This is a genomic window from Ruegeria sp. AWH4_226, assembly GCF_056159225.1.
Genome location: NZ_JBSWUU010000001.1, coordinates 1,714,943 through 1,727,855 on the forward strand (window position 1 = coordinate 1,714,943; position 12,913 = coordinate 1,727,855).

Below are 12,913 nucleotides of genomic sequence, written 5' to 3' on the forward strand. Positions count from 1 at the left end.
AAAGCAGGATGGGTGCCTTGGGCGCAAGCAAGCCAGACCAAAGCTTTCAAAACCGAGCGGTTTAGGATACGATTATTGCATGATTAAGTCGCTTGGAAAACTGATCGAACACCCGATCAAAAAGGCTCAGGCCGAGGGCCAGTTGCAGGGGCTGGAAGGCGAAGGTCAACCCCTTCCTGACCGATCAACCGAAGCGCAAAGCGATCAGGCAATCGCAACCGGGTATCGGATCATGGCGCAGGCTGGCGTGCTGCCAGAAGAATTCGAGATACGAAAAAAGCTGGACTCAGCCCGAAAGAGCTTTGCCGCGCTTACCGACCCCGAAAAACGCAAGGCTGCCATGGCGCAAATCGCTGAACTTGAGATGCGGTACAACATTGCGCGCGAAGCACGGTTTAGCTTCTTGCGTTGACTACTTGAACTCAGGCTTTCGGCCCTGCATCTGCGCCATCACAACCTCCATCTGATCAGGCTTGCCAATCAACTCCACCTGTTCACCCGACTCCGCCATGAGCACGTCTGCGCGCGAACTGGTCTCGGCCACCTCGATCAGGCGCTTCGCGGCACGAATTGCGGATGGGCTTTTGCCAGCAATGTCTTCGGCAAGCGCCTGCGCCTCGATCAATGGGTCGTCCGAGAGTTTGGTGACCAATCCCCACTCGGCCGCCTGCAGCGCCCCGATTGGACGCGCAGTATAGGTCAACAGGCGCAGCACGTCCGAGCGCACCAATTGCGGCAGCAATACCATCCCACCCATGTCGGGGATGATGCCCCATTTCATCTCCATCACCGCCAGCTTGGCCTCGGGATGGGCAATGCGGATATCTGCCCCCAAGGCGATTTGCAGACCACCGCCATAGGCCACGCCTTGAATGGCACAAATCACCGGCACTGGGATGCGACGCCAGATCAGGGCAAGCTCCTGCATCTCATTGGCGCCGTTATGGCTGCGTTCCATCAGCCATTCGGTCGGGTCCATATGAGCCATTTTTGCGAAGCTCGCCATATCAAGCCCAGCGCAAAAGCTCTTGCCTTCACCGGATAGTATGACGGCACGCGCGTCCGAGGCCTCAACCTCTTGCCCCGCTGACAGCAGGGCCTTGATCATCGCGTCATCCAGCGCGTTCATCTTGTCGCCGCGGGTCAAGGTGACATGTGCGATGTGATCTTTGTATTCGACGGATACGCGTGTCATGCGGTCCTCCAAGCTCCGGTTAGGCCAACTTTGCCCGGAAGCATTGGCAAGTTCCACCACAACGTCGGGGCAGCACATGGTTGCGTGTCCTGCGGCCATGCGTTTATTTCAGCGTATGACCAATCCACGCTACACCCCACTTGCCCTGTCGCTGCCCGCCACCGTGCCTTTTGTCGGCCCCGAAACGCAGGAGCGTCAGCTAGGCGCGCCGTTCGTAGCACGTTTGGGCGCAAATGAGAGCGTTTTTGGCCCCTCACCCCGTGCAATCGAGGCAATGGCGGCAACGGGTATCTGGATGTACGGCGACCCCGAGAACCACGATCTGCGTCATGCACTGGCGGATCATCACGGCGTTTCACCAGACAACATCGTCGTCGGTGAAGGGATTGATGGCCTTTTGGGGTATCTTGTTCGGCTGCTCGTCGGGCCGGGTGATGCGGTTGTGACCTCGGACGGGGCGTACCCAACCTTCAACTATCACGTCGCCGGGTTTGGCGGCGTATTGCACAAAGTCCCTTATCTGAATGATCACGAGGACCCCGTGGCGCTGTTTGCCAAGGCAGCTGAGGTGAACGCGAAGCTGATCTATCTCGCCAATCCCGACAACCCGATGGGCAGTTGGCATAGTGGCGCAGATATCGTCAAGGCGATGGAGGCATTGCCCCAGGGCTGCCTATTAGTGCTGGACGAGGCCTACGTGGAATGCGCACCTGATGGTACGGCTGCACCTGTTTCACCGGATGATCCGCGTGTGATCCGGATGCGTACGTTTTCCAAGGTTTACGGCATGGCCGGTGCGCGGGTCGGCTATGCGATTGGCGCGCCGGGATTGATCGCAGCCTTCAACAAGGTGCGCAACCATTTCGGCATGAACCGGGCCGCGCAGGCAGGAGCTTTGGCAGCCCTACAAGACGTCGTGTGGCTATCGCAGGTTCAGACTCAGATCAGTGCCGCGCGAGACCGGATCGCCCAGATAGCACGCGAAAATGGGCTGGACCCTTTACCGTCAGCTACCAATTTTGTGGCAATTGATTGTGGACAGGACGGTACTTTTGCCAAGGCAGTTCTTGAGTCTCTGGTCGCCCAAGGGGTCTTTGTACGCATGCCATTTGCCCCACCGCAGAACCGTTGTATCCGCGTGAGCTGTGGAAAAGCAGCGGATCTGGATGCCTTCGCCGCTGCACTGCCGAAAGCTTTGGAGGCTGCGAAAGCTTAGCTGACAGGTCTAGCCTTGAATCTGGTCAGCAAGAACGGCGGCCGCGGCCTCTAAGGCACCCGAGCCGCGCGGAATGCCCAACGCGGCCATAGCGGTTTCCATACCACCAAGCATCGCCATCACCATTTGTGCGTTCACGTGGCCCATATGGCCCAGGCGGAAGCAACTATCCTGATCCTCCATCCCCAATCCTATTCCAAGGGTCAGGCCCAACTGGGTTTCGGTAACGCGACGCAGCGGCGTTCCCCTCCCATCCGTCAACCGCAACGCAGTCACAGCGTGGCTACGATGCGCACGATCTGCAACGTTCAGTTGCAGCGCGTCACCTTGCGCCCAGATTTCACATGCGGTCCAGATTGCCTTGGCAAGGCGCGCATGGCGGGCCCAAATAGCCTCGATCCCTTCAGCGTGAATCAAATCGAGCGCTGCGCGCAGGCCATATAGGTGATGCGTCGGGGCTGTGCCGTTGAAATACTGGTAAAACATCTCGGGCGTGACGCGCGGTTGCCAGTCCCAATATTGCGAAACGCGGGGCATTTCCGCCCGTTTGGCCTGCGCTTTGTCATTAAAGAACACAAAGCCAACGCCCGCCGGGGTCATAAGGCCTTTCTGGGACGCCGTGACCATGACATCGACGCCCCACGCGTCCATTTCGAAGCGGTCGCACCCCAGCGACGCGATACAGTCCGCCATAAGCAATGCCGGATGATTCAAATCGTCCAGCACCGCCCGCAGTGCCGGGATATCGTTTCGGATTGAGCTGGATGTATCCACATGCACAGCCAGCACCGCCTTGATCTGATGGGTCGTGTCAGCGCGCAGTGCCTCTGCAATGCGATCCAGATCCCACGTTGAGGACATTCCGAAATCAAGCAGCGAAACCTTGGCACCAATCCCTTCGGCCATTTCAGCCCAACCATGGGTGAATCGTCCGGACGCCGGTGCCAGCACCGTTTCACCCGGCGCGATGACGTTGGACAGCGCGGCCTCCCACGTGCCGTGACCGTTGGCAATGTAGATCGCAACGTGATGTTCAGTTCGCGCTACGCGTTTCAGATCGCGCGTCAGATCGGGCATCATCTCGACCAGCGCGCCGTCATAGATGTTGGGCGACGGGCGGTGCATCGCCTGCAACACTGCGTCAGGCATGACAGAAGGGCCGGGAATCGCCAGATATTCACGCCCGTGCGCGAGAGAGTTTTGCTGTGTCATGAGGTCAACCTGTCTGAATAGAGGCCACCCTATCGCAGCAAAATCCCGCGTCAATCCATCAACTTTGAGGCCTCACGTGCTAGTGTTTCGATCCCGACCCAATCTCCTGTCACAACCATCTGCTTGGGTGCGACCCAGCTTCCGCCAGCACAGATGACATTCGAGAGCGACAGGTAGTCCCTTGCGTTTGCCGGTGATACGCCGCCGGTGGGGCAAAAAGTGATCTGCGGCAGCGGTGCGCCGATGGCTTTCAGGGCCGGTGCGCCACCCGAGGCCTCGGCCGGGAAGAATTTCAGCATGTCATAGCCCTTTTCCAGCAGGCGCATTGCCTCGCTTGCCGTGGCCGCGCCGGGTAGAAGAGGCAACCCCTCGGCTTCGCAGGCCGCAATCAGGGTATCGGTTGCACCGGGTGAAACTCCGAACTGCGCACCCGCCTCTTTCGCGGCACGGACATCTTCGGGCGTGACCAGCGTGCCTGCACCCACAACACCGCCAGGGACTTGTGCCATCGCGCGAATAGCATCCAAAGCCGCAGGTGTCCGCAACGTGACTTCGAGGGCGGGCAGACCACCGGCGACCAAGGCTTCGGCCAACGGACGGGCCTGCGCGGCATCATCGACCACCAGAACCGGAACAATTGGGGCAAGACCGCAGATTTCGCGGGTACGTTGAGTTTTGGACATCTTTAAGCTCCGAAAATGCTGGCGCCGGCATCGGCGGAACCGACGGTATTGCGGAAAGTGGCGAACAGATCGCGACCCACGCCATGTTGGTTGCCAGAAAGATCAGCCTTGGCAGGGGCGCGGTCCAGCACACCCTCGGTCAGGATTTCCAACTCACCCTTGACCGCATCAACGCGCAGTATGTCACCATCCTGCAGATAGGCGATCGCCCCACCATCCAGCGCTTCGGGGCTGACATGGATCGCGGCAGGCACTTTGCCCGATGCTCCGGACATGCGGCCATCCGTCACCAGCGCAACCTTTTGCCCCCTGCCCTGAAGGATCGACAGGATCGGCGTCAGTGAGTGAAGTTCCGGCATGCCATTCGCCTTGGGTCCCTGAAAGCGGACGACAACAATGACGTCGCCGGTGAACTCTTTGGCCTTGAAGGCGGTCTTCACCTCTTCCTGATCGTGGAATACACGCACCGGCGCTTCGACCACCTGATGTTCGGGAGCAACGGCTGAGACCTTCATAACGCCGGTACCCAGATTGCCAGTCAGGCGCGACAGACCACCAGTGGGCTGGAACGGATCTTTGGCCGAACGGACAATTTTTTCGTTCAGGCTGCGACCTGCGCCATCTTCCCAAACCAGTTCACCGTCTTTCAGCTTGGGCTCCTTGGTATAATTTTGCAGCCCTTGCCCTGCCACGGTCAGAGTATCGGGGTGCAGAAGCCCGTTTTCCAGCAACGTACCGATGCTGTAGCCCAAGCCACCCGCTGCGTGGAAATGATTCACGTCTGCTAACCCGTTCGGATAGACACGCGCAACCAATGGAACGATAGCAGAGATATCGGAAAAATCCTGCCAATCCAGCACGATACCGCCAGCACGCGCCATCGCGATCAGGTGGATCAGCAGGTTCGTCGACCCACCCGTAGCCATCAAACCGACAATGCCGTTCACAAAGGCGCGTTCGTCCAGAATTTGGCATACCGGCGTATAATGGTTGCCCAGCGCGCTGAGCGACAGGGCGCGACGGGCGCCTTCCTCGGTCAGGGCATCGCGTAACGGCGTATTGGGGTTGATGAAGCTTGAACCCGGTAGGTGCATGCCCATGAACTCCATCAACATTTGGTTGGTGTTGGCAGTGCCATAGAAAGTGCAGGTGCCCGGTCCGTGATAGGCAGCCATTTCGGCGGCCATCAGTTCCTTGCGGCCCACCTCTCCGGCAGCGAATTTCTGGCGCACCTTGGCTTTTTCGTCGTTGGGCAGACCGCTGGTCATAGGTCCGGCAGGCAGGAAAACGGCAGGTAAATGGCCAAACGCCTGCGCGCCGATCACCAAACCGGGCACGATCTTATCGCACACCCCAAGAAACACGGCGGCGTCAAACGTGTTGTGGCTCAGCGCGACGCCTGTCGCCAACGCGATCACGTCGCGGGAAAACAGCGACAACTCCATCCCTGCCTCGCCCTGCGTTACGCCGTCACACATTGCGGGAACGCCACCGGCAACCTGCGCAGTGCCGCCCGCGGCGCGGATCGCCTGGCGGATCAACTCGGGGTAACGCTCGAACGGCTGGTGGGCCGAGAGCATGTCATTATAGGCCGTTACAATGCCCAGATTGCCTGCAGTGCCAGTTGCCATGGCCTGTTGATCCGGCCCTGCACCTGCATAGGCGTGGGCCTGACCGCTGCAGGACAGATGAGCGCGCGCGGGGCCCTTCGACCGGGCCTGTTCCATGCGTTCCAGATACGGACCGCGCAGATTGCTGCTGCGGTCGATGATGCGTTGGGTAACGTCGGTGATGACGGTGTGAGTCATGTTAACCTCCGATTTGGCGCCAGCGGCGTCCATCACGATGCAATAGCATCAATGCTTCTTCGGGCCCCGAACTTCCCTGATCATATCGTGCCGGGCGGTCGCCGCGTTCTTCCCAGCCCTGAATGATTGGATCAACCCAGGCCCAGGCGGCCTCGGCCTCGTCCCCCCGCATGAACAAGGTCTGGTCACCGCGAATGACGTCCATCACCAATCGCTCATAGGCGTCCGGAGCGCGGGTGTCGGCGCCAAGCGCATCGGCAAAGCTCATGTCCAAGGCCACATCGGACAGGCGGAATCCGCCGGGACCGGGATCCTTGATGGTGGTGCGCAGGGTGATGCCTTCGTCGGGTTGCAGGCGGATCACCAGAACATTGCCGCGCAGCGGGCCTACGTTTGGGAAAATCGTGTGTGGCGGATCGCGGAAATACACGGCTATCTCGGATTCCCGCGCCCTCAGCCGTTTACCGGTGCGCAAATAAAACGGAACCCCGGCCCAACGCCAATTACCCAGATGCACCTTGAGGGCAATAAAGCTTTCTGTCCGGCTAGACGGGTTTCCGACGTGATCAACATAGCCATCATCGCCATGTTCAGCGCGGTATTGACCCCGCGCGATATCTTTCGGTTCAACTGGTTCCAGCGCTTCGATCACCTTGACCTTTTCGTCGCGAACGGAGTTCGGTGCAAATTTGGAAGGCGGTTCCATCGCTGTCAGGCACAGAAGCTGAACAAGATGGTTCTGGATCATGTCGCGCATGGCCCCGGACTGATCGTAGTACGCTCCACGCCCCTCAACCCCAACGGTTTCGGCCACGGTGATTTGAACATGATCGATGTGGTTGGAATTCCACAGCGGCTCGAAAAGAGAGTTGGCAAAGCGCAGCGCCATCAGGTTCTGCACCGTTTCTTTGCCAAGATAGTGGTCGATGCGATAGATCTGATGCTCTTTGAAACAGGCGCGCAGACCCTCGTTCAAAGACTTTGCCGAGGCCAGATCGTGACCAAACGGCTTTTCAATCACGATGCGGCTGTCAGGCGTCGCCAGCCCGTTTTCATCCAACCGTTGCGCGATGTTCGAGAAAAGATTGGGCCCCACTGACAAGTAAAATGCCCGCACGACATCGGGCCGCAGAGATTTGGCAAGCTCGGACCAGCCCTTATCCCCCATGACGTCCACAGAGACATACGAGACCCGTGCGAGAAAGCGATCCAGCACGTCCTTTTTGAATTGCGGCGCGAATTCCTTCATCGAGGCGCGGATCTGGTCGCGAAATGCATCACTGTCCATATCAGAGCGCGCCGTTCCGATGATGCAGGCATCCTCGGGCATCTGCCCCACTTCGAAACGATGATAAAGACCTGGCAGGATCTTGCGCTGCGCCAGATCGCCGGTTGCACCAAACAGTACCAGATCGAACGGGTTTACCGGAATAACGCGTGAGACCATCGATGGGCTCCTTCAATTCTCGCCTGCGTCACCATAGCACTACAATTGCTTGGTACTCGTGACATGGGATATGTTATCGCTAACATTTGTGGCTTGAATATGCAATGCAGATGCAGAAAGCAACCCCGGATTTGCGGAATCAGACCTGATCCCGCAGCCATTCCATGACAGAGGGGCGCACGGATTGCTCACCACGGTGCCGCGCGTCCGCGATGATCTTGCGCAGCGCTTGTAGGTCTGCACGCAGCAGAACACTCTTGACCGGCCCAATCGAAGCCGGGCGCATCGACAGCGTTCGGATTCCCATTGCCGCCAGACACAACGCCTCGACCGGGCGGCCGGCATCCTCACCGCAGAATGACAGCGGCGTGTTCGAGATACTGCATCGCTCGACAATCCGCTCAATGAAGGTCAGGAAACTGACATTCAGCGTGTCATAGCGACGGCGCACCAGCTCGTTCTCACGGTCGGCGGCAAAAAAGAACTGTTTCAGGTCATTCCCGCCGATCGAAACGAAGTCCACTTCGTCAAAGAATTTCTGCGGCGCAAAGGCCAGCGACGGCGTCTCAAGCATCGCCCCGACCTCCAGCGTTTCGGGCAGGACATGACCCAGCCGTTTTTCACGCTCGATGGTCTTGTTGACCTCCCACCGGGCCTCGCGGAATTCATCGGCCTGTGCCACGAACGGGAACATGATCGAAAGCGGGCGTCCGTTGGCAGCGCGCAGCAAAGCCTGCAACTGCATCCGCATAACGCCGCGCTTGTCCAGACCCACTCGAATCGCGCGCCAGCCCAGCGCCGGGTTCGGTTCCGCCACATGCTTCATGTAGGGCAGAACCTTATCGGACCCGATATCCAGCGTGCGGAACACCACGCGCTTGTCACCTGCCGCGTCCAAAACCCGCTTATACTGCGCCACAAGCTCTGACCGCTTGGGCATCTTGCTTCGGATCAGGAATTGCAGTTCGGTTCGGAACAGCCCGACACCTTCGGCACCAGAATGTCCCAGAGACGGCAAATCGGCCATAAGCCCGGCATTCATCTGCAGATTGATCCGTTCGCCGTCACGTGTCACCGTGGGTGTTTCGCGGATCGACGCGTAACGTTCCTGTGCTTCGGCCTGCATCGCGATCTTGTCGCGGAAAGCCCCCACCACCGTGTCTTCGGGGCGCAGATGCACCACGCCCTCATCCCCATCGACAAGAATGTGGTCTCCGTTCAGCGCCTCGGTCGTGATGCGACCCACATGGACAACAAGCGGAATCGCCAACGCCCGCGCCACAATTGTTGCATGGCTTCCGACCGAGCCTTCCTCAAGTACAATACCCTTCAGAGACCGGCCATATTCCAGCAAATCGCCCGGGCCGATATTCCGCGCAACAAGGATCGGATCAGGCGGCAAATCGGTGCCGTTCGCACTTCCCTGTCCGGTCAGGATACGCAGCAACCGATTGCTGAGGTCATCCAGGTCTGCCAGCCGCTCGCGCAGATACGGATCTGTGACCTGCCCCATGCGGTTGCGTGCTTGCGACTGTTCCTTTTCAACCGCAGCTTCGGCGCTGAGGCCTAGGGCGATGTCCTCTTCCATGCGACGCATCCAGCCCTTGGAATTCGCGAACATCCTGTATGCTTCAAGTACCTTGAGCTGCTCGGAATCGCCGCCCTGTGAAATCTCAAGCATCTTGTCGACGCCCACGCGTAGTTCTTCGACAGCCTCGGACAGACGTTCGCGTTCCCGAACGGGATCGTCAGCGATCGGATTGGTGACAACGACGCGCGGCTCGTGCAGCCAGACATGACCTTCGGCTGATCCCTCTTGCGCCGGTCCGCCACGTAAAAGAACGGATTGCTGGTGCAGGGGTGACAACGCAGCACCTTCGCCGACAAAAGCACCTAGTTCGGCCATTTCGGCCAGAACCATGGCCACCACTTCCAGCGCATAAACCTCATCCGCGGTAAACTCTCGCGCCTCGCGCGATTGAACCACCAAAACACCCAGTTTCTGCCCAAGTCGCTGAATCGGTACGCCGAGGAAAGATGAGTATTTTTCCTCACCTGTTTCGGGCATGAACCGAAACCCCTTGGCAGATGGGGCATCCGCGGTGTTCACAACTTTGCCGGATTTCGCGACCCGGCCCACAAGGCCTTCGCCCAGACGCATGCGGGTTTTATGCACAGCCGCTGGCGACAGACCCTCTGTGGCGCACAGTTCCAGTGTTTCCTCGTCCCGGAACAGATAGATCGAGCAGACCTCGCGCCGCGTGCTGTCCGCGATCAGATTCGTGATCCGGTCAAGACGTTCCTGACCGGCAGCCTCGCTCGCCATCTCTTCGCGCAGCCGCCCAAGCAGCTTGCGGGATTCTGTTTCGGTGCCGTCCACCATGGCCCAACCAAATTAGTGCGTCAGGCGAGTTCCTTGGCTGAAATGCTCAGGCCGCCTTGTCCAATTCAAACGCATCATGCAGCGCCTGAACAGCAAGTTCCATGTATTTCCTGTCCACAAGCACGGAAATTTTTATCTCAGAGGTTGTAATGACCTTGATGTTGATCCCCTCATCCGAGAGCACCTTGAACATTTTAGCCGCCACACCGGATTGTGAGCGCATGCCGATGCCCACGACAGAAACCTTGCAGACATCGGTATCAGCAACCAGTTCGGCATAGTTCAGCCCCCCTGCCTCTTTGATTGCCAGCAGTGCTTTTTCAGCTCGGACAACCTGATCGGTCGGGCACGAGAACGTCATATCTGTGCGTCCCTCGTCCGAGATGTTCTGAACGATCATGTCAACATTCACGCCCTCATCACTGAGCGCCGTGAAAATGATCGAAGCGATGCCCGGACGGTCCGCCACCGATACGACGGTCATCTTGGCCTCGTCGCGGGAATAGGCCACACCGGCCACAATATTGGATTCCATTATATCCTCCTCGTCAACGACCAGCGTACCGGCCTCATCGGACTGTTCCTCGAAACTCGAAAGAACGCGCAGTTTCACCTTGTACCGCATCGCCAGCTCGACCGAGCGGGTCTGCAGCACCTTCGCCCCCAGTGAGGCCAGTTCGAGCATCTCCTCAAACGAAATCTTGTCCAGCTTGCGCGCTTTTTCACAAATACGCGGGTCAGTCGTATAGACGCCGTCCACATCCGTGTAGATATCACAGCGCTCGGCCCCAAAGGCAGCAGCAAATGCCACGGCCGTGGTGTCCGACCCGCCCCGTCCCAGCGTCGTAATGCGGCCTTCGGGGCTGATGCCCTGAAACCCGGCGACAACTGCGACCTTCATACCCTCACCGAATTTCTGGTTCAGGTTTTGGGTGGGGATATCCTCGATCCGGGCCTGACTGTGTGCGCTTGTGGTCAACAGCGGCACCTGCCAACCCTGCCAACTGCGGGCAGGAACATCCATTTCCTGCAACGTCAACGCCATCAGGCCAGCAGTCACATTCTCACCCGAGGATACAACAGCGTCATATTCCCGCGCATCAAATAGTGGCGACGTCTCGTTTACCCAGCCCACCAACTCATTCGTCTTGCCGGACATGGCCGAGACGATGACGATCACGTCGTACCCTTTGGCCACCTCAACACCGATACGTTTGGCCGCGCGCCGGATACGGTCAAGATTGGCAACCGATGTGCCACCGAATTTCATAACGAGTAGGGGCATGGGGGTGGTTTCTCCGCGCCTTGGACTTCAGATCCCGAGCGTCTTATGCGAGGGGGACCTCAAGGGCAAGGGTTCAAAACTGCCCGGCAGGTCGTCTGCGTTGCTTTACATCTGGGTGCATGGGTGTCAGCCTTGGGCTGTTATTCTTCACGAGGTTTTCCATGCTCCGCTTTGTTATCGCCGCTGTTATCCTGTCGTCCTCTTCTGCGATTGCACAGGAGTCCACCTTGGCCGCCACAGATGGCACGAATGCTCTGGGCACTGTTCCCTGCGCGTCGGGCGGGGCACCATTGGCCAGTTGCCACGCCGAATTGCGACACCACGACGATGGCACGACAACTCTGGCGGTTGCATTGGGGGCCGGGGAAGTGCGCAGCATCTATTTTACTGATGGTGTACCGAACTCCAGCAGTTCGCCGTCCAACATCAGCCATGAAACACGCGGGGGCATGACTGTGATCTTCATCGACCCCGATGAGGTCTACGAAGTGCCAACGGCTGCGTTGAAACGACAATAAGCGCGGGGGCACCCTTTCGGATGCAGTGCAAATGACAGGACATCGAAAGGGTCGTTGAAGACCTAACCGGGGCTTTCAGACTGTTCAGTCGGATCGATTATCCTCAGTTCCCGGTACACGCGTGTGTTTCGCCGTGTTCAGACCGGCGCTGTTGATCGTGAAGTCTTCTGATCAGTTGCTTTTTCGGCTGGGAACAAAAGGCAGCGGTGCCACAGGTACCCCATCCTCAATAAGGGCTTTTGCGTCTTCCGGTTTGGCCTCACCGTAAATGGCTCGCTGAGGCGCGTCACCCAGGTGAATCTTGCGCGCCTCATAGGCAAAGTCCTTACCGACATAGTCCGAGTTTTCTTCGACCTTCCGGCGCAATTCGGCAATTACCTTTTCCACATCCGGTGAAGGTGCGGCCATATCAATGGTGTTTGGCTGAGGTTTTTGCGCGGGCATCTGCGCCTCGGCCTTGCGGGCCGGGCGAACACGCGGCGTCATGATCGCCTTTTCAACGTCCGCACAGCCGCAAACGGCGCATGTCACCATGCCCGTTGATGCCAGTTTGTCGTAAGCGGCGGCCGATTGAAACCAACTGTCAAAAGTATGGCCGTTGCTGCATTTCAATGCGTATTGAATCATGGTCCGTCCAAATGTCAGTTGTTAAATAGATACCTACGGTGAATGCAATATCAAGCCCCTGCCGAAGCACATCAGTGCCGAATGCGTTCGAACCCGCGTAACAATTCTGCCAGTTCGGATGAATTGACCTGCAAAGCGGCTTTCTTCGGCGAAAACCACTTTCTTTGCCGTTGCTTGCACTCCGGAAAACGCGATGCAACAGATGTCGTAAACAATGGAAAAACGTCCACGACGCACATCACAGCACCTTTTTTGGGGTGCCGTTTTTGATAAAAGAACTGCCCCAACGCCGGAACGTCGCATTGCCCGTGTATTCCGGCCTCTTCCCAGGCTTCTTGCTGTGCCGTTTCAGCAGGTGTCAGGCCATTTTTCAGCCACCCTTTGGGTATAATCCAGCGGCGTGACTTCCGGGTGGTGATCAGCAACACCTCAGGCCGCCCATATACGATGCGATAGCACAGGGCCGCAGCTTGCGGGATAACCGGCACTTGCCGGGCTTTTCGCGAAACGTGGGGCGCAAGTTTTGCATCAATCACGCT

At 58.4% G+C, this 12,913-nt stretch carries 12 protein-coding genes; 3 read left to right on the forward strand and 9 right to left on the reverse strand.

Annotated elements, in window-relative coordinates; genetic code table 11:
• The first annotated feature begins 79 nt into the window (after positions 1-79).
• Complete coding sequence (locus ACXAET_RS08335) at positions 80-412, forward strand: DnaJ family domain-containing protein (RefSeq protein WP_475183680.1); 333 nt, start codon at positions 80-82, stop codon at positions 410-412.
• Here the strand turns inward: ACXAET_RS08335 and ACXAET_RS08340 are convergent, their stop codons facing one another.
• Positions 413-1,195 (reverse strand): crotonase/enoyl-CoA hydratase family protein, encoded by a 783-nt coding sequence (locus tag ACXAET_RS08340; protein WP_475183682.1) that lies wholly within the window; start codon positions 1,193-1,195, stop codon positions 413-415. It lies immediately after the preceding gene.
• A gap of 115 nt (positions 1,196-1,310) precedes the next feature.
• Between ACXAET_RS08340 and ACXAET_RS08345 the strand changes: the two genes are divergently transcribed.
• Positions 1,311-2,411, forward strand: coding sequence for a pyridoxal phosphate-dependent aminotransferase (locus tag ACXAET_RS08345; protein ID WP_475187179.1), 1,101 nt, complete (start codon positions 1,311-1,313; stop codon positions 2,409-2,411).
• 9 nt (positions 2,412-2,420) lie between these two features.
• Here the strand turns inward: ACXAET_RS08345 and ACXAET_RS08350 are convergent, their stop codons facing one another.
• The 6 genes from ACXAET_RS08350 to ACXAET_RS08375 form a co-directional block, all read right to left on the reverse strand.
• On the reverse strand, positions 2,421-3,623 hold the full coding sequence (locus ACXAET_RS08350) for a pyridoxal-phosphate-dependent aminotransferase family protein (RefSeq protein ID WP_475183683.1): 1,203 nt from the start codon (positions 3,621-3,623) through the stop codon (positions 2,421-2,423).
• A 50-nt stretch (positions 3,624-3,673) separates the two neighbouring features.
• Positions 3,674-4,306 (reverse strand): bifunctional 4-hydroxy-2-oxoglutarate aldolase/2-dehydro-3-deoxy-phosphogluconate aldolase, encoded by a 633-nt coding sequence (locus ACXAET_RS08355; RefSeq protein ID WP_475183685.1) that lies wholly within the window; start codon positions 4,304-4,306, stop codon positions 3,674-3,676.
• 2 nt (positions 4,307-4,308) lie between these two features.
• Entirely contained in the window at positions 4,309-6,114 is a 1,806-nt protein-coding gene (gene edd, locus ACXAET_RS08360) for a phosphogluconate dehydratase (RefSeq protein ID WP_475183687.1), read from the reverse strand.
• Between the two features lies 1 nt (position 6,115).
• The gene (zwf, locus tag ACXAET_RS08365; RefSeq protein ID WP_475183689.1) at positions 6,116-7,561 is read right to left on the reverse strand and encodes a glucose-6-phosphate dehydrogenase; all 1,446 of its coding nucleotides are present in this window, start codon (positions 7,559-7,561) and stop codon (positions 6,116-6,118) included.
• A 139-nt stretch (positions 7,562-7,700) separates the two neighbouring features.
• Positions 7,701-9,944 carry a phosphoenolpyruvate--protein phosphotransferase gene (gene ptsP / locus ACXAET_RS08370; protein WP_475183691.1) on the reverse strand — a complete coding sequence of 748 codons (2,244 nt, stop codon included), beginning with the start codon at positions 9,942-9,944 and terminating at the stop codon, positions 7,701-7,703.
• 46 nt (positions 9,945-9,990) lie between these two features.
• Positions 9,991-11,229 carry an aspartate kinase gene (locus ACXAET_RS08375; RefSeq protein WP_475183694.1) on the reverse strand — a complete coding sequence of 413 codons (1,239 nt, stop codon included), beginning with the start codon at positions 11,227-11,229 and terminating at the stop codon, positions 9,991-9,993.
• Positions 11,230-11,390: 161 nt separating this feature from the next.
• On the opposite strand from ACXAET_RS08375, the gene ACXAET_RS08380 reads away from it, so the two are divergent.
• Positions 11,391-11,747, forward strand: a complete 357-nt coding sequence (locus ACXAET_RS08380; RefSeq protein WP_475183695.1) for a hypothetical protein — start codon at positions 11,391-11,393, stop codon at positions 11,745-11,747.
• 171 nt (positions 11,748-11,918) lie between these two features.
• Here ACXAET_RS08380 and ACXAET_RS08385 read toward each other — a convergent pair whose 3' ends face one another.
• Entirely contained in the window at positions 11,919-12,374 is a 456-nt protein-coding gene (locus ACXAET_RS08385; protein ID WP_475183697.1) for a DUF1178 family protein, read from the reverse strand.
• 71 nt (positions 12,375-12,445) lie between these two features.
• Positions 12,446-12,910 (reverse strand): NUDIX hydrolase, encoded by a 465-nt coding sequence (locus ACXAET_RS08390; RefSeq protein ID WP_475183700.1) that lies wholly within the window; start codon positions 12,908-12,910, stop codon positions 12,446-12,448.
• Positions 12,911-12,913: the final 3 nt, after the last annotated feature.